Annotated in this window: 18 protein-coding genes; 8 read left to right on the top strand and 10 right to left on the bottom strand. The window is 64.1% G+C overall.

The features are described from left to right. Positions 1-90 precede the first annotated feature (90 nt). Positions 91-792 (top strand): glutamine amidotransferase, encoded by a 702-nt coding sequence (locus SBA_RS09135; RefSeq protein ID WP_224551279.1) that lies wholly within the window; start codon positions 91-93, stop codon positions 790-792. 43 nt (positions 793-835) lie between these two features. Next, a complete protein-coding gene (locus SBA_RS09140) occupies positions 836-2,194 on the top strand; it encodes a glycoside hydrolase family 27 protein (RefSeq protein WP_261936627.1) in 1,359 nt (452 codons plus the stop codon). Between the two features lie 44 nt (positions 2,195-2,238). Here the strand turns inward: SBA_RS09140 and SBA_RS09145 are convergent, their stop codons facing one another. Next, positions 2,239-3,891 (bottom strand): M28 family metallopeptidase, encoded by a 1,653-nt coding sequence (locus tag SBA_RS09145; RefSeq protein WP_261936628.1) that lies wholly within the window; start codon positions 3,889-3,891, stop codon positions 2,239-2,241. Positions 3,892-3,932: 41 nt separating this feature from the next. Beyond that, entirely contained in the window at positions 3,933-4,589 is a 657-nt protein-coding gene (locus tag SBA_RS09150; RefSeq protein WP_261936629.1) for a glutathione S-transferase, read from the bottom strand. 127 nt (positions 4,590-4,716) lie between these two features. Between SBA_RS09150 and SBA_RS09155 the strand changes: the two genes are divergently transcribed. Further along, entirely contained in the window at positions 4,717-5,940 is a 1,224-nt protein-coding gene (locus SBA_RS09155; protein WP_224551283.1) for a polyhydroxyalkanoate depolymerase, read from the top strand. Positions 5,941-6,242: 302 nt separating this feature from the next. Here the strand turns inward: SBA_RS09155 and SBA_RS09160 are convergent, their stop codons facing one another. The 7 genes from SBA_RS09160 to SBA_RS09190 form a co-directional block, all read right to left on the bottom strand. Beyond that, on the bottom strand, positions 6,243-6,551 hold the full coding sequence (locus SBA_RS09160) for a YdeI/OmpD-associated family protein (protein WP_224551284.1): 309 nt from the start codon (positions 6,549-6,551) through the stop codon (positions 6,243-6,245). Positions 6,552-6,621: 70 nt separating this feature from the next. Further along, complete coding sequence (locus SBA_RS09165; protein ID WP_224551285.1) at positions 6,622-6,975, bottom strand: YbaN family protein; 354 nt, start codon at positions 6,973-6,975, stop codon at positions 6,622-6,624. Between the two features lie 168 nt (positions 6,976-7,143). Further along, positions 7,144-7,623: a hypothetical protein gene (locus SBA_RS09170; protein ID WP_261936630.1), complete on the bottom strand. Its 480-nt coding sequence runs from the start codon at positions 7,621-7,623 to the stop codon at positions 7,144-7,146. 130 nt (positions 7,624-7,753) lie between these two features. Continuing rightward, positions 7,754-9,061: a sensor histidine kinase gene (locus SBA_RS09175; RefSeq protein WP_224550757.1), complete on the bottom strand. Its 1,308-nt coding sequence runs from the start codon at positions 9,059-9,061 to the stop codon at positions 7,754-7,756. Positions 9,062-9,267: 206 nt separating this feature from the next. After that, on the bottom strand, positions 9,268-9,933 hold the full coding sequence (locus SBA_RS09180) for a response regulator transcription factor (RefSeq protein ID WP_224550746.1): 666 nt from the start codon (positions 9,931-9,933) through the stop codon (positions 9,268-9,270). Positions 9,934-9,981: 48 nt separating this feature from the next. After that, the gene (locus SBA_RS09185; protein WP_224550745.1) at positions 9,982-10,332 is read right to left on the bottom strand and encodes a hypothetical protein; all 351 of its coding nucleotides are present in this window, start codon (positions 10,330-10,332) and stop codon (positions 9,982-9,984) included. 153 nt (positions 10,333-10,485) lie between these two features. Beyond that, on the bottom strand, positions 10,486-11,217 hold the full coding sequence (locus tag SBA_RS09190) for an SIMPL domain-containing protein (protein ID WP_261936631.1): 732 nt from the start codon (positions 11,215-11,217) through the stop codon (positions 10,486-10,488). Positions 11,218-11,355: 138 nt separating this feature from the next. Between SBA_RS09190 and SBA_RS09195 the strand changes: the two genes are divergently transcribed. From SBA_RS09195 to SBA_RS09215, 5 genes are all read left to right on the top strand, one after another. Further along, the gene (locus tag SBA_RS09195) at positions 11,356-13,137 is read left to right on the top strand and encodes an ABC-F family ATP-binding cassette domain-containing protein (RefSeq protein WP_261936632.1); all 1,782 of its coding nucleotides are present in this window, start codon (positions 11,356-11,358) and stop codon (positions 13,135-13,137) included. Positions 13,138-13,195: 58 nt separating this feature from the next. Continuing rightward, positions 13,196-13,930 carry a VIT1/CCC1 transporter family protein gene (locus tag SBA_RS09200; RefSeq protein ID WP_261936633.1) on the top strand — a complete coding sequence of 245 codons (735 nt, stop codon included), beginning with the start codon at positions 13,196-13,198 and terminating at the stop codon, positions 13,928-13,930. A gap of 38 nt (positions 13,931-13,968) precedes the next feature. Further along, a complete protein-coding gene (locus SBA_RS09205) occupies positions 13,969-14,514 on the top strand; it encodes a glutathione peroxidase (RefSeq protein ID WP_261936634.1) in 546 nt (181 codons plus the stop codon). 14 nt (positions 14,515-14,528) lie between these two features. After that, the gene (locus tag SBA_RS09210) at positions 14,529-15,821 is read left to right on the top strand and encodes a M20/M25/M40 family metallo-hydrolase (RefSeq protein WP_261936707.1); all 1,293 of its coding nucleotides are present in this window, start codon (positions 14,529-14,531) and stop codon (positions 15,819-15,821) included. Positions 15,822-15,979: 158 nt separating this feature from the next. Further along, positions 15,980-16,624 carry a trimeric intracellular cation channel family protein gene (locus SBA_RS09215; RefSeq protein WP_224550740.1) on the top strand — a complete coding sequence of 215 codons (645 nt, stop codon included), beginning with the start codon at positions 15,980-15,982 and terminating at the stop codon, positions 16,622-16,624. Between the two features lie 25 nt (positions 16,625-16,649). Here SBA_RS09215 and SBA_RS09220 read toward each other — a convergent pair whose 3' ends face one another. After that, a complete protein-coding gene (locus tag SBA_RS09220; RefSeq protein WP_261936635.1) occupies positions 16,650-17,114 on the bottom strand; it encodes a hypothetical protein in 465 nt (154 codons plus the stop codon). Between the last annotated feature and the right edge of the window lie 10 nt (positions 17,115-17,124).

The following is a 17,124-nucleotide window of genomic DNA, read 5'->3' on the forward strand; positions in this document are numbered from 1 at the left end:
TCCGTGCGGCCAAGCCGATAGCCGCAATTTTCGCTGCCCAAGAAAGGCTGGGCTGGCGTCGCGCCCTGGGGGTGGTTAGCACAGGGAATAATGAAGAGAGCATTGATCGTCCGTCATGTGCCGCGCGAAGGCGCCGCAGGCTACCTGCAACCGATCGAGGCGGCCGGCTATCATATCGACCGGATAGATGTCGCCAGCCCCGACTTCGCGGATGTCGACCTGTGCGATCCCGAACTGCTGATAATGATGGGTGGGCCGATGGGCGTCTATGAAACGGACGTCCATCCCTGGATATCGATGCAGATCGAAAAGCTGGCGGCGCGGCTGGCGGCCGACCGTCCGACTTTGGGCGTGTGCCTGGGCAGCCAGATGATCGCCGCCGCCCTGGGTGCGCCTGTCTATCCGGGCGGGCATATGGAACTGGGCTTCGCGCCGGTCAGCGTGAACCGTGCGGGCGCAGAGTCGCCGTTGCGCCATATCGTGGATGTGCCAGTGCTGCATTGGCATAGCGACACGTTCGACCTGCCTGATAATGTCGAGTTGCTGGCATCGACCGGCAAATATGCGCATCAGGCGTTCCGGCGCGGGTCCAATGTGCTGGCGCTGCAATTTCATGCGGAGATGGGCGAAGACCCGCGTTTCGAGGATTGGCTGACCCATTTCTGGGCCGACCTCGACGTGGCCCAGCAATGCGGCATCGCGCTGCGCGAAGATCATGACCTGCACGGCCCGATCGCTGTGGCCGCGGGCAGGGCGATGATCGGCGAATGGCTGGCGGGGATAGACGCCTAGTTGCGGCTTGATCTTGTCGCGGTCTTGCTATTAACTCCGACAAATGAAGAGGAAAAATTGGGAACCGAGCCGTCGCGATCTGTTCGTGGCCGGCGCGGCGGGAATGGCCGCGGCAAGTGTGGTGCGGACAGCGGGTGCGGCCGAGACGGGCCAGCGCGTGTTGGCGCCCCGGCCGCCCATGGGGTGGAATAGCTGGAACAGCTTCGCTACCACCATCACCGAAGCGCAGGCGCGCGAGACCGCCGCGATCATGGCGGAAAAGCTCCTGTCGTTCGGCTATGATATCTTCACCGTCGACATTCAATGGTATGAGCCTGAAGCGTCGAGCTACACCTATAACGCCAGGCCGAGGCCGGCGATGGACGCCTATGGCCGGATGATCCCGGCGCCCAACCGTTTCCCTTCCAGCGCCGGTGGCAAGGGCTTCGCCATGCTGGCCAAGGCGGTCCATGATCTGGGCCTGCAATTCGGCATCCATGTCATGCGTGGCATTCCGCGTGCGGCGGTGGAGGCGAACCTGCCCATCCTTGGCACGCGCTATCGCGCGAAGGACGTCGCCGACATATCGAGTGTCTGCTCCTGGAACCCGGATATGTACGGCGTCGACATGACGCGGCCGGGTGCACAGGCCTATTATGACAGCATCTTCCACCTCTATGCCGAGTGGGGCGTCGATTTCGTCAAGATGGACGATATGAGCCGCCCCTATGACGCTCATGCGCCGGAGATCGAGGCAGCGCATAAGGCGATCATGGCGACGGGGCGGCCGATCATCCTGAGCCTTTCGCCGGGGGAAACCCCCGTGATCCGGGGCGACCATGTGCGAAAATATGCGCAGATGTGGCGGATTTCCGATGATTTCTGGGACGAATGGCCGATGCTGGAGGCGCAGTTTACCCGGCTGGAGAATTGGACGCCCTATCGCGGGCCGGGTAGCTGGCCGGATGCGGACATGCTGCCGCTCGGCCGGCTGGCGCTGGGGGAACGTAATACGCGCTTTACGCCCGACGAGCAGAAGACGCTGATGACGCTATGGGCGATTGCGCGCTCGCCGCTTATCATGGGTGGCGACTTGCGGCATCTGGACGCGGCGACGCTGGCGCTGCTGACCAATAGCGAGGTGCTGGCCGTCAATCAGGCGAGCCAGGGCAATTGCCCGCATTTCGTGGAGGATGGAGTGCGCGCCTGGTCCGCCATGCCGGAGGATGGGAAGGGGCGTTATCTGGCCCTGTTCAACACCGGCGACAAGCCGCGTGAGGTCGGGATCAGATTGCGCGACTTGGGGATTGATGGTCCGGTTGCGGTGCGCGACCTGTGGGCGGGCAAGGCGTTGGGGCAGCAGGCGGAGCGGGTGTCCGCGATGCTGCCGCCGCATGGGGCAGGCCTGTATCGGTTGAGCTAAACCCCGGAAACGCCCCTCCCCGCAAGGGAGGGGAGCAGGTTGGGTTACTTCCGCACCGCCGTGCTCTTGTCGCGGATCGCCTTGAATTCGGAGCCGGGCTTCCATTCGGGCCAGCGGGCCGAGAAGGCGAGGTCGCGGCCGATGTCGTACATCAGGTCGATATCCTGCGCGGCGCCCTCCAGCTTCCATGTGTCGTCCACCGCGTCGCAGGCCTGATGATAGCATTGGCCGGTATAGGCATCGATCCAGGCCTGACCAGCTGCGCGGCCGCCCTCCACCATGTCGGATGCGCCGGCGAGGCCCATCATCAGCAGCACGGGGACGCCGCGCTTGGCCATGGAGAAATGGTCGGCGCGGTAGAAGAGGCCGCGTTCGGGCAGGCTTTCCTGCGTGATGACGCGGCCCTGCCTGGCGGCGAATTTGGCGAGATCATCCTCCAGCGTGTCCTGCCCCTTGCCGATCAGGATCACGTCCTTTGCCTTGCCCGCGGTCTGGAGCACGTCGATGGTCAGGTTCGCGACCGTCCTGTCGATCGGATAGAGTGGGTTCTGGGCATAATGTTCGGACCCCAGCAGCCCGCGTTCTTCCGCGGTCCAGGCGGCGAACACGATAGAGCGGTCGGGGGCGGGCGCCGCCTTGAAGGCGCGGGCGATCTCGAACAGGCCGGCCATGCCCAGCGCATCGTCATTGGCGCCGGCGCGGTAGATGCGGCCCTTCGCGTCCGGCGCGCCCTTGCCATAGGCGTCCCAATGCGCGCCATACATCACGGTTTCGCCGGGGCGTTTTGCGCCGGGGATGCGGGCGAGGACGTTGGCACTCTTCACGACTTCCTGGGTCACCGGGAAGGCGACGGAGAAGGTCGCGCCCTTCAATTCCACGGGCTTGAACCTGGCCGAGCGGGCCTGCTTGCGCAGGGCGGCCAGATCCTGACCGGTGCCAGCGAAGAGGGCCTTGGCAGCATCGCCTTCGACCCAGCCCTGGACTTGCAGGCTGGTCAGCTTGTCGGCGGGGCGGACGAGGTCGTAATTTTCGCCGCCGGGGCTGACCACTACGTTCCAGCCATAGCCCGCGCCTGGCGTGTCGTGGACGATCAGCGCGCCGATCGCGCCGTGGCGGGCGGCTTCCTCGAACTTGTAGGTCCAGCGGCCATAATAGGTCATGGTCTTGCCGCCGAATTTGCCGAACGGGTCTTCGCCCTTGGCCGCCTCGAAATCCGGGTCGTTGATCAGGAAGACGGCGACCTTGCCCTTCAGATCCACGCCCTTGAAATCGTCCCAGCCGCGTTCGGGCGCGGACACGCCATAGCCCACGAACACCAGCGGCGCGTTGGCGACGGCGACCTTGTCCTTGGGCTGAAGCGTCGAGAGATAGACTTGCTTGCCGAAGCTCCAGGGCGTGGTGGCGCCATTTTGCGCGATCGACAGGCGTTCCGGCTGGCCGAGACGGGTATGGAGCAGGGGCACGGTCTGCACCCACTGGCCGTCAGGACCACCGGGTTCCAGCCCGAGTTGTTCGAAGCGGGCGACGATATAGCCGATCGTCCGTTCCTCACCCACGGTGCCGGGCGCGCGGCCTTCGAACAGATCGGAGGCGAGGGTGCGGACTGATTGTTCCAGCCGCCTGGGGTCGGTCTGGGCATGGGCGGGGAAGGACAGGGTGGCGAGGCCAAGGGCCAGGGCGAGGGTGCGTGTGATCATCGCGCCGATCTAACCCGCTGCGGCGATGGGCGAAAGGGCGTTTAGAATTCGATTTCGAGTTCGACCATTTCGTCCGGCTCGTTGCGTGCATCCTCGATCCATTCGCGCATCAGCGGCCAGCCGTTGATCGTCTGGCAATAGGCGGCGGACGCGTGCGAAAGCGGCACGGCATAGGTCAGGAAGCGCTGGGCCACCGGCGCGAACATGGCGTCGGCGACTGTCGGTTCCTTACCGAACAGCCAAGGGCCGCCATAGCCGTCCAGACATTCGGCCCAGATCGCCTCGATCCGCTCGATGTCGGGCTTGGCGCCGGAGAAGATGGGGAAGCGGGCGTGGCGGACCTTGAGGTTCATCGGCAGGGCGGAGCGGAGATTGGCGAAGCCCGAATGGATTTCGCCCGATACCGACCGGCAATGGGCACGGGCGATGCGGTCGGCCGGATACATGCCGACATTGGGATAGAGTTCGTGCAGATATTCCGCGATCGCCAGCGTGTCCCACACGCTTGCCCCTTCATGCGTCAGGCGCGGCACCAGCACGGACGGGGACAGGAGCAGCAGTTCGGCGCGGTTTTCCGGGTCATCGAGCGCAATGGTCTTTTCCATCACCCGCAAGCCGGCGAGTCGGCATAAAAGCCAGCCGCGCAGCGACCAGGAGGAGTAGTTCTTGCTGGAAAGAGTGAGTTCCGCGACCGCCATGGCATACCCTCCTGCTTTGGATCAGCCTCACATTTATGATGATGCGGCGCAACATAAAAAGCATGTATAGCGTTTCATGATAATACCGATTCGGTTCGCGGACACAGGACAAGGCTCAACCCTCATCATGCGCATGCTTTACAGTGGTTATCAGGCCTGGAACGACATGCTGGCGCCAGCACGTTTCGGGGCGCAGATCGCACTTGGCATGCGCGACAAGATGGGGCCGGTGGCCGATTGGGCGATGCCGCGGCGTATGTTTGCCATGATGGACGTGTTCCAGGGTGCGAAGCTCACCCATAAACGCCCGGCCTATGCGATCGACACGGTCACCAGCGGCAATGCGGAGGTATCGGTGCGGGAGGAAATCGCGCTCGACCTGCCGTTCGGCGATCTGCTGCACTTCGTCAAGGACGAGGTGGAGGCGGCGCAGCCGAGGGTGCTGGTGGTGGCGCCGATGTCGGGTCATTTTTCGACCTTGTTGCGCAGCACGGTTGCAACATTGCTCCGCGACCATGACGTCTACATCACCGACTGGAAGAATGCGCGCGACGTGCCGCTGGAGGCCGGGCGCTTCGGTTTCGACGACTATGTCGACTATGTGATCCGCTTTCTCCAGGAACTGGGCGAGGGCGCGCATCTGGTGTCGGTATGCCAGCCCTGCGTGCCGGCGCTCGCCGCCGTGGCGCTGATGTCGGAGGACAAGGACAAGGCGACGCCGCGGTCGATGACGCTGATGGGCGGGCCGATCGACCCCAATGCCGCGCCGACCGTGGTCAACGACCTGGCTAATGAAAAGCCGATCGAATGGTTCGAGGAGAATCTGATCTCCGTCGTGCCGTTCCGCTATGCCGGGCGCGGTCGGGAAGTCTATCCGGGCTTCCTGCAACTGTCGGCCTTCGTGTCGATGAACATGGAACGGCACAGCGCGACGCATCGCGAACTCTACCAGTTGCTGGCCGACGGCAAGGATGTCGAGGCGGATCGCATCAAGACCTTCTATGAGGAATATTTCGCGGTCCTGGACATGACCAAGGAATTCTACCTCGAAACCGTCGATATGGTGTTTCAGCGGACATTGCTGTCCAAGGGCGAACTGACCGTGCGCGGGCGCAAGGTCGATCCGGGCGCGATCCGTAACACCGCACTGCTGACGGTCGAGGGCGAAAAGGACGATGTCTGCGCCGTAGGCCAGACGTCGGCCGCCCATGGCCTCTGCACCGGTCTGCGCCCGCATCTCAAGCGCCACCATTTGCAGCCCGGCGTGGGCCATTATGGCGTGTTTTCGGGCAGCAAATGGGAAAAACAGGTCTATCCGCAGGTGCGGAACATGATTTTGGCGATGAACTGACGGCTGGCTGAGGCCGCTGTCGCGTCGGGGGTCTGTCGCGTTGCCGGCGCTTATTATCTCATGATTTTATAGACTTGGGTCGGCGTTGCGCGCCGATGTTCGTCCTGTCCGGTCGATATGGATCGTCCGGAACTTCGCTAAGGTCGCGCGTGTCGTGCATGGGGAATTTGCATGAACCCTGCGCCGCTGCGGTGCGGACGGGGAGAAGAGCCGACGATGGGAAAGAGCCGGCCGGCTTTTACCATGATGGCGACATGTAGGACAGGCCGGGTAGATGGCGACCCTGACAATCCGCCGTCCGATCAGCCCTTCTTCTGCTTGTCGATGAGGACCGCCTGTTGCCATGTGCCGGGCGCCTTGTCGGTGCGGTGGATGCAGCCGGCCCAGCAGCAGGGGCGCTTCTTGCCCTCCAGCAGTTCCTCGCGGGTGCGTTCGATGCGGCGCTGGCGGGTCCTGGCCTGTTTCGCATCGTCCACCCAGCAGATGAACTCGTTGCGGCCGAGCGGGGTCAGCCCTTCCCAGAGGTGCAGGATATGTGGGTCCGATCGCAGGGCGGCTTGCAGGTCTTCGGCCGCTTCGTGGACCGTGCCATGGGCGAACGCGTGTGCCAACAATGCCTCCTCATGATGCCTGCGCATTCTGATGGTCGAAGGCATGAATGTCCATGCCGGAGCGGCAGTATCAGCCCTCCGGTCGGGTCCAGATCCAGGTGCCCCCGATCAATGCGGCGGCGACGGGGACGAGACACCAGGGGAAGGGGGAGAAGATCAGCGCGAGGGCGACGCTGAAGGCAAAGGCGGCGAGCGCGGCCTTCTTGCCCTTGCGACTGATCGCGCCGCGTTCCCGCCACCGCCGGATATGCGGGCCGAAATGCTTGTGGTCGAGCAGTTTCGCTTCGAGCCGCGGGCTGGAGCGGGCGAAGCAGAAGGCGGCGAGGATCATGAAAGGGACGGTGGGGAGCAGTGGCAGGAAGGCGCCGATCGTGCCGAGGCCGATCGAGAGGAAGCCTGCGATGAGATAGAGATGCCGCCGCATGATGCTCCTGTCGGGGCGAAGCGAGATAGTCGGTCTTCGCTGCTATTGCTTCGCAGCTGCGGGGTAAGATGGCAAGTGGATGTGGGGTGAGAATCAGGGGAGGGCGGGTATGGGTGGGAAGCGGACTGTCGGGCTTTGAGCGACGGCGAGGGCATAGCCGACATTCGTTCAATCTCCGGTCGAAACCTCGCCGAACCATGTGAAGGCTCGTTTGGTCATCTCTTGACCAAACATCTGTCGGGTGTAGCGCAGGCTCTCCTCCAAATTCTCTGTGTGGCATGAACCGGACGAGTGCTTTTTGCCGTTACCATCGAAGGTTTCAGTAAATGCAATCTCGCCCCGCATAACGGCAGCAGCCTTGGAGACGCCCTCGTCTACAATTCGTCGCGAAATCTCTTCTTGGGTAAGATTCTCCTGTCGGAAATCGACACTAGCGACATGGGTGTGAGAGATATTGGTCGAGAGCGTTATCTCATGCTCTTTCACTGACACCCATAAATCACCCAGCGCGGCAGAGGGCGACGACCAGCGATAATAAAGGATGCCCCAATCGTTGCGTCCAATTTCCAGATCGATTGTCGGGAGTGCGACCATCGCTCTGGAAATGAAAAGCTCTTCGGTAGAGCCGTGCGGAGGGAGAATTTGCATGGGTCGAGCGTAACTTACGAGTGTTAGAAAAGTGTGAGATAGTATCCGCAACTGGTCGCTCCAAGACAATCCCCTTCATGTAACGGAGGAGTTATAAAGCTCGCCTTTAGACGTCGTTACGCACGCTCAATCACGCCGCCGGCAGCCTTAACCGCACCAGCAGTCCGCCCAGATCCTCGCTTTCCTCCAGCGCGACAGTGCCGCCGTATATTTCCGCGACGTCGCGGACGATGGCGAGGCCGAGGCCGGTGCCGGGCTTGCCGGAATCGAGGCGGACGCCGCGGTCGAAGATGCGGACGCGTTCGGTTTCGGGGATGCCCATGCCGTCATCCTCGACCAATATCTCCACCATGCCGCCGGCGCGCGCGACCACGGTGGCGAAGACGCTGCCGCCGCCATATTTGGCGGCGTTTTCGATGAGGTTGCCGAGCATTTCGTCGAGATCCTGGCGCTCGACCCGGACCGCGGCGTCCTTGTCGCCGTCCATGTCGACGCGGGCGTCGGGATAGAGGCGCTGCACCGCGCGCTCGACGGCGGTGAGGCTGGGCCAGACGTCCGCGCGGCTCTGGGCGGCGCCGCGTCGGCCGACGGCGCGGGCGCGGGCGAGATGATGGTCGACCTGCCGCCGCATCGTCGTCGCCTCGCGGATGACGGCGTCGCCCAGATCCGGGGCCCTGGCCGTCGCGGCGTTCATGATGACGGTGAGCGGCGTCTTGAGCGCATGGGCGAGATTGCCGGCATGGGTGCGCGCTTCTTCCGCCTGTCGCTCATTATGGGCGAGCAGGGCGTTCAGTTCCTCGACCATGGGCAGCACTTCGGCGGGCATGGGTTCGGTGACGCGGCTCTTGTGGCCGTCGCGCATCCGGATGATCTCCAGCCGCACCTTGCGCAGCGGACGCAGGCCATAGATGGTCTGGAGCGTCGCCAGCATGAACAGGCCGAGCGCCAGCAGCGCGAAGCTGTTGAACAGGGTCGTGCGCAGCGTCCTGATCTGCGCGTCCAGCCCTTCGCGCGCCTGGCCGACCATGAAGAGCCAGCGCGTATCGGAGCCGGGCAGGACCACGGTGCGTTCCATGACGCGCAGATCCTCGCCGGGAAATTGCTTGCTGTCATAGGTGTGGAGGTGGCGGTCATGATGTTCCGCCGGCACTTTGAGCGCGCGGTCCCAGAGCGAGCGCGAGCGCCAGTCCTCATGCCCCTTGGCGCTGATCTGGTAATAGAGGCCGCTATTGGGTTCGAGGAAGCGCTGGTCGGCCAGTTCGCGGTTGAACAGCACTTCGCCGTCCGGGCCGATTTCCGACGCGGCGATCATCGCGGTCAGGACATAATTCATGCCGTCATCGAAATTGCGCGTGATCGCGTCGCTGAGCACCCGGTCCAGCGCCACGCCCCCGCCGATCAGCAGCACGCTGATCCACAGCGCGGCGATGCCGATCATCCGCCGGCTGATGGAGCCGGTGGAGCGGACGGGGGGAGGGGATGCGGGATCGGTCATGAGGATTTTAGCTCACCCATATCCGTTCGGGCTGAGCGAAGTCGAAGCCCATACCCATGCCCATGCCAGAGCGGAGCGAAGGCGCCTCACTGCGTTCGGCGTGACCCTTCGACTTCGCTCAGGGCGAATGGGTGGCACTATCAATTCGATCAGCGCCCCGGCTCGTCCAAGCTGTAGCCGAGGCCACGGATGGTGGTGATGACGTCGGCGCCCAGCTTCTTGCGGATGCGCGTCACGAACACTTCGATCGTGTTGGAATCGCGGTCGAAATCCTGATCGTAGATATGCTCGATCAATTCGGTGCGGCTGACCACCTTGCCCTTGTGATGCAGCAGGTAGCTGAGCAGCTTATATTCCTGCGCGGTGAGCTTCACCGGGTCGCCGCCCAGCGTCACCTTGCCCGACCGGGTGTCGAGGCGAACGTCGCCGGCGGTCAGTTCGCTCGACGCATTGCCCGATGCGCGGCGGATGAGCGCGCGCAGCCGGGCGATCAGTTCCTCGCTCTGGAAGGGCTTGGCGAGATAATCGTCCGCGCCCGCGTCCAGCCCTGCGACCTTGTCCGACCAGCTATCCCGCGCGGTCAGCACCAGCACCGGGAAGGCGCGGCCTTCCTTGCGCCAGCGGTCCAGCACGGTGAGGCCGTCGATGGTCGGGAGGCCGAGGTCGAGCACGACCGCGTCATAGCTTTCGGTTGCGCCCAGGAAATGGCCATCCTCGCCATCGGTGGCGAGGTCGACGGCATAGCCCGCGCCTTCCAGCGTATTTCTGAGCTGCTGGCCCAGATTCGGTTCATCCTCGACGATCAGCAGGCGCATGGGGCTAGTCCGTTTCTGTTATTGAGTGACGTTGACGCGGCGCGGCGGTCAGCGCGCCATGCCGATGATATCGCCCGTCCGGCCATCCGCATCAACCCACATGACCTTACCGTCCTTCACATATTTCAGGCGGTAACGGTTGGAGGCGGGGTTGAATTCGCTGCCGACATAGGAAGCGCCGCCCATGGTGGCGTCGACCCGGCGCTTGATCATGGCGAAGGGCATGACCTGCCCGTCAAGCATGGCCCGGCGTGCTGCGTCCTGTTCGTCGCGGCGATTGCCCGCATCGGCGGCCGGAATGGCGACGCCGAGGGCAAGCGCGGCGGCGACCACAGCGGTCAGAGAGCGGGGCAGGCTGTTCCACTTCATATTCATGGGCATGGCATAGGCGACAGGCATTGAACAGGTGGTGAATGGCGGGAAATAACGGCTCCTTCCTTTTCGTCATCCCCGCGAAGGCGGGGATCCATCTCCAGCAATGGCCTTCTGTACGAAGTCAGGGGATGGATTCCCGCCTTCGCGGGAATGACATTTAAGGGGCAGTGCCGTTAATTACTTGTCCAGCGCGTACTGGACCGTGAGCGTGACAGAGGCGCTGACCTGGCCCGGTTCGACCGGGGTGGTCGGGGCCGCGTCCGCCTTGAACCGGGCGCTCTGCATCATCGGCATGGGCGGCTGGCCGCCGCTGTTGCTTTCGCTGATCGAGATGAGGCGTGCGGTGCGGAAGCCAGCGGCCTGCGCGTAGAAATCGGCCTGCGTCTTGGCGCTCTTGAGCGCAGCGCCGCGGGCCTGCTGGATCAGCGGCGAAGGATCGTCGATCGCGAAGCTGGGGCCGCTGATGTTCGTCGCCCCGGCCGCGACCATGGCGTCCAACGACGCGCCGACCTTCTTGATGTCGCGCAGCTTCACCGTCAGCTGGTTCGACGCCTCATAGCCGATGAAACGCGGGCCTTCGGGCTGGCCTTCGCGGTTACTATAGTCATATTGGGCAGACAGATTGATGCCGCTGGTCTGGATGTCCTTCTTGGCGATGCCGGCCTTGGCCAGCGCGGCGATCAGCTTTTCGGTCCTGATGGCGTTGTCCTGCATGGCGGTTTGCGCGGTCTGGGCGCGGGTCTGGACGCCGGTGCCGACGGTCGCGACATCGGGCGCGGCCTCGACGCTTTCGGTGACGTTCAACGTCACGACCGGCGCCGTCTCGGCGATGGTGACGCTGGTCTGGGCAACGGCCGCGATCGGAAGGGCGGCGACGCCGAGCGCCATCAGGGCGAGAGCGGATTTCATGGACTATTCTCCTCTGCGATTATGCGCCCCTATTTGGCCGGGGTGCGATGAATGGACGCTGTCGCACGTTGAAAGCCGTCCGACAGCTTTCCGGTTCCGCACTTGCCCCCGACGATATGAACCCCTAGCTGCGTGCAAATGGCAGCTCCTATTCTCTCGTTCGAAAATCTTGGCCTTTCGCAAGGCTCCCACTGGCTGTTCCGCGGCCTCAATATCGCTGTGGGCGCGAAGGACCGATTGGCCCTGATCGGCCGCAATGGCGTGGGCAAGACGACCTTGCTCAAATTGCTGGGCGGGCAGATTGAGGCGGACGAGGGCGTGCGGTCGGTGCAGCCGGGGGCGCGGGTCATCACGCTGGAGCAGGACCCGGACGTCACGCCGTTCAAGACGCTGCATGATTTCGCGCTGGCGGGCGAATTTGCGCCGCCCGCGCATGAGGTGGAGGCGATCGCCGACCAGTTGGGCATCGACCTCAGCCGGGAAGCGAAGACCGCGAGCGGGGGCGAGCGCCGCCGCGCCGCCATCGCTCGCGCGCTGGCGAGCGAGCCGGACCTGCTGCTGCTGGACGAGCCGACCAACCATCTGGACATCGCCGCGATCGACTGGATCGAGAATTGGATGGCGCGCTATAATGGCGCGTTCATCGTCATCAGCCATGACCGCGCCTTCCTGACACGGCTGACGCGCCAGACCTTGTGGCTGGACCGGGGCCAGATGCGCCGCAACGAGATCGGCTTTGGCGGGTTCGAACAGTGGATGGAAGCGGTCTATGCCGAAGAGGCGCGGGCGGCGGAGAAGCTGGACGCGAAGCTGAAGATCGAGGCGCACTGGCTGGAACGCGGCGTCACGGCGCGGCGCAAGCGCAACCAGGGGCGGCTGGCCAAGCTGTGGGAAATGCGGGCGACGCGGGCGGCGATGAACGGGCCGCAGGGGACCGCCAAGATCGCGGTGGCGAGCGACGACAGCAAGACCAAGAGCGTCATCAAGGTCGAGCATGTCACCAAGCGGTTCGGGGAACGCACGATCATCGACGATCTGTCGATCCGGGTGCAGCGGGGCGACCGGATCGGCATCGTCGGCGGCAATGGCGCGGGCAAGTCGACGCTGCTGAAGCTGCTGACCGGCGAACTGGCGCCCGACAGCGGCAGCGTGACGCTGGCCAAGACGCTGGACATGATCTTCATCGACCAGCAGCGCAGCCTGATGCAGGGCGACAAGACGGTGCGCGACGTGCTGGCCGAAGGCGGCGACTGGATCGACGTGCGGGGAGTGCGCAAGCATATCCATGGCTATCTGAAGGACTTTCTGTTCGATCCCTCGCTGGCGGAGGCGAAGGTCGCGACATTATCGGGCGGCGAGCGGTCGCGCCTGCTGTTCGCGCGGGAATTTGCCCGCGAATCGAACCTGCTCGTGCTGGACGAGCCGACCAACGACCTCGACCTCGAAACGCTCGACCTGTTGCAGGAAGTGATCGCCGATTATGACGGCACGGTGCTGATCGTCAGCCATGATCGCGATTTCCTGGATCGCACGGTGACGGTGACTTTGGGGCTGGACGGCACCGGGGTCGTGGATGTGATCGTCGGCGGCTATGCCGACTGGATCGCCAAGCGCGACCCGCGCAAGGCGGCCAGGGTCGAGAAGAAGGCGGTGGCCGCGCCGCCGCCGCCCAAGCCGGTATCGGCCAAGCTGACCTACAAGGACCAGCGCGATCTGGAATTGCTGCCCAAGACGATCGAACAGTTGGAAGCAGCGATCGCCGGGCATGAGGAGGCGCTGGCCGATCCGGCGCTCTACGCGCGGGATCGCAAGCGATTCGACACATTGACGGCCGCGATCGAGACGGCGCGGGCAGAAAAGGATGCTGCCGAGATGCGCTGGCTGGAACTGGCGGAAAAGGCGGAAGGGCTGGCGGGATAGGGTTTCCCGCCTTCCTTTCGACAGGCTCAGAGGGCATGAATGCCGGCATAGGGGCTGCATGAAGGGCCGATCGATGGATGCGCAGACCGACACCAGAAACGACCAGCCGCACCATGCCGTTCATTATGTGAATCGCGTCGGCTGGCTGCGCGCGACGGTGCTGGGAGCCAATGACGGGATCGTGTCCACCGCCAGCCTGATGACCGGCATCGCCGCGTCGGGAGCGGACGGGCAGGCGATATTGCTGACGGGGATCGCGGCGCTGGTGGCAGGCGCGATGTCGATGGCGGCAGGCGAATATGTGTCCGTCAGCGCGCAATCTGATACCGAGCGCGCCGATCTGGCCAAGGAAAAGAAAGCCCTGGCCACCCAGCCGCACGCAGAATGGGTGGAGTTGCGCGATATCTACGTCGATCGCGGCCTGACGCCTGATCTGGCGGGGCAGGTGGCGCAGCAGTTGATGGCGGCCGATGCGCTGGGCGCCCATGCGCGAGACGAACTGGGTATTTCCGATCTGGCGACCGCCCGGCCGGTTCAGGCGGCGCTGGCATCAGCGATGAGCTTTGCCGCAGGGGCGGCGCCACCGGTAATCGTAGCGGCGATGGTGCCGACAGGAAGCGCGATCATCGCGATCGTCAGCCTGTGCATGCTGTGTCTTGCACTACTGGGCTATATCGGTGCGCGGCTCGGCGGCGCGCAGGTGGGCCGCTCGATGGGGCGCACGCTCTTCTGGGGCGCGCTGGCGATGGCGGTGACGGCGGGCGCGGGGCATCTGTTCGGCGCGGCGATATAGTGGCAGGTTAGCGGCAATTTTATACAAGGAGACGATATATGACCGACATTCAGGAGATTGCGCTCAAGACCATCAAGGGCGCCGATACGAGCCTGGCCGATTATGCGGGGAAGGTGGTGCTGGCGGTCAATGTCGCGTCCAAATGCGGCCTGACCCCGCAATATGAGGGGCTGGAGAAGCTTTACGCCGATTACAAGGACAAGGGACTGGTCGTCGCAGGCTTTCCCGCCAATGATTTCGGCGCGCAGGAACCGGCCAGCAATGACGAGATCGCGACCTTCTGCACCACCAATTTCGGCGTCGATTTCCCGATGTTCGAGAAGATCGTCGTCACCGGACCGGACAAACATCCACTCTACGCCGCGCTGACCAGCGCGCAGCCCGAAGCGCAGGGCGAAGGCGACGCCTTCCGCGAAAAGCTGAAAGGCTATGGCATGACCCCCAATCCGGTGCCGGAAGTGCTATGGAATTTCGAGAAGTTCCTGATCGCCAAGGATGGCAGCGTCGCGGCGCGTTTCGACCCCACGACGGCGCCCAACGACCCGGCGCTGGTGGCCGCGATCGAGGCGGAACTGGCCAAGTGATCCGGGGCCTGGTCATGGGCGCGCTGTTATTGGGCGGCGCGCCCGTCGCCCATGCGGCGCTCAGCCCGGCGGAGCGGACGATCGGCGTCACGGTCGATACGGGCTATGAGCCGGCCATCGGCCTGCTGGAAAAGCTGGTCAACCAGAATAGCGGGTCGATGAATTTCGCCGGCGTGAAGGCCGTGGCCGACATGCTGCGCCCCGAATATGAGGCGCTGGGCTTTACCGTGACGTGGAAGCCGATGGATGCGGCCAAGCGGGCGGGGCATCTGATCGCGGTGCACAAGGGCAAGGCAGGCGGCACGAAGATGCTGCTGATCGGGCATCTGGATACCGTGTTCGAGCCGGATTCGTCCTTCCAGACCTTCAAGCGGGACGGCGATTGGGCGGCGGGGCCGGGCGTTGCCGACGACAAGGGCGGGGTCGTGACGATGCTGCTGGCGCTCAAGGCGATGCAGGCGGCCGGCACGTTGAAAAACGCCAATATAGAGGTGGTGCTGACCGGCGACGAGGAGGATGCGGGCGATCCCGTGTCCATCGCGCGGGCGGACCTGATCGCGGCGGGCAAGCGCGCCGATGTCGCGCTCGATTTCGAGGGGCTGAGCCAGCAGGATGGCAAGGATATGGGCTCGATCGCCCGCCGGTCCTCCAATAGCTGGACGCTGACCGCGACAGGCAAGTCGGGCCATAGTTCGGGCATCTTCTCGCCCAGCGCGGGCGACGGGGCGATTTACGAACTGGCGCGGATCATCGTCGCGTTTCGCAAGGAACTGCCCGAACCCAACCTGACCTTCAATGTCGGGCTGGTCGGCGGCGGGCAGAGCGCGGAGGTCGACAAGGACGGCGTGCGCATCGCCGTGACCGGCAAGACCAACATCATCCCGCCGGTCGCGGTGGCGAAGGGGGACTTCCGTACGCTGAGCGAAGAACAGACGAAACGGGTGCAGGCGAAGATGCAGGCGATCGTCGATGCGGGGCATCTGACCGGCACATCGGCCAGCATCGCCTTCGACCTGGGCTATCCGTCGATGGCGCCGACCGCGGGCAACAGGGCGTTGCTGGGCAAGCTGAACGGCATCAATCGCGACCTTGGCCTGCCGGAAATGGCGGCGCTCGATCCGTTGAAGCGCGGGGCGGGAGACATCAGCTTCGTCGCGGCCGATACGGACGGGCTGGTGGGACTGGGCCTGGCGTCGAGCGGCGACCATAGTCCGGCGGAAAAGGCCGACCTGTCGACGATGAAGCGGCAGGCGAAGCGCGCGGCGATATTGATGAGCCGGCTCGCCGGGGAGAAGGGGCGGAAATAGGGGAGCGAGTTGGCGCAATCCTCCGCCCTTCTTTCTGAGTAGCCGTTTCGACCGTCGGCCAACGCAGGCGCTCAGGGCAGGCATTGCGCGAAGTCGATACGGGTCTTCGACGTCGCTCAGTCCCTACTCAGCGCGAACGGTTATGGTTAGATAGATTCATGCTCCCACCGACCCCTTCGCTCGCTACCTCCATTGGCCCGGTGCTCGAAACATTGAGTATCGTCGGCACTTTCGTCTTTGCCGCGTCCGGCGCGCTGGCGGCGGCGCGGCTCAGGCAGACGTTGGTGACCTTCGCCTTCTTCGCGCTGGTGACGGGGGTGGGTGGCGGCACGGTGCGCGACCTGCTGATCGGCGCGCCGGTCTTCTGGGTGGTCGATGCGGTGCCGGCGATCGCCTGCATGGGCGCGGCGTTGCTGGTGTGGTTCACCCCGCGCAAATTCTGGAGCGAGCGGGCGCTGGACTGGCTCGATGCGATCGGGCTGGCGGCCTTTGCCGTGTTCGGTGCGGCCAAGGCGATGAGCTTCGGCGTGCCGCCCATCGTTGCGGGGATGATGGGAGTGGTGACGGGCTGCGTCGGCGGCATCATGCGCGATCTGCTGGCGGGGGAGCCGTCCATCCTGTTGCGGCCGGAATTGTATGTGACGGCGGCGGCGTTCGCGTCGGGTCTGTTCGTGGCGCTGCGCTGGGTCGGTCTGGACGTGCCGGTCGCGGGGGTGGTGGCGGCGCTGCTGGGGTTCGGGCTGCGGGCCGTGGCGATCTGGCGTGGGCTGGGGCTGCCGGTATATCGGGGGGATGAGGCGTAGGGCGGTTCGGGTAGATTTCTCTCCATCAAGGCAGGGCGTCTGACTTAGGGACGGGCAGAGAGGCTAGAATAGCGCGTAACTCTCCATTTCTGGTCGCATATCTCACGCGTTCGCAGCCATAGTCTACAGCGTAGAACTGGTTCATGGACCGTCCTGACCAATGGAAGGAAATGCCGCCGTTATCGGTGACATAATCACCATCGCAACGCTGGCCTGCGGCAATGAACGCAGATATTCTTTCGCTTGAAATGGCGTCGCGGGAGAGGCGGAAGGGCTCGGTCCTTTTTCGAAGTTCTGCAAATTGTGCCGCTGAGAGCGTGAAGCGGCCCTCGGTGCCTTTGGAATATTGTTTGAACCGCCCATTGCCGTGGCCATCGATGGCGACTTCCAGGCCGGGTGCCCAGATTTCCAGCTGCTCGATTGGTGGTGCTTCGGTTGCGCTGCACGCTGTCAAGCAGACGGCCAGGGAGGATGCAAAGTAAAATCGCATAGTCAATTTG

Source organism: Sphingomonas bisphenolicum, from assembly GCF_024349785.1.
GTDB lineage: Bacteria > Pseudomonadota > Alphaproteobacteria > Sphingomonadales > Sphingomonadaceae > Sphingobium > Sphingobium bisphenolicum.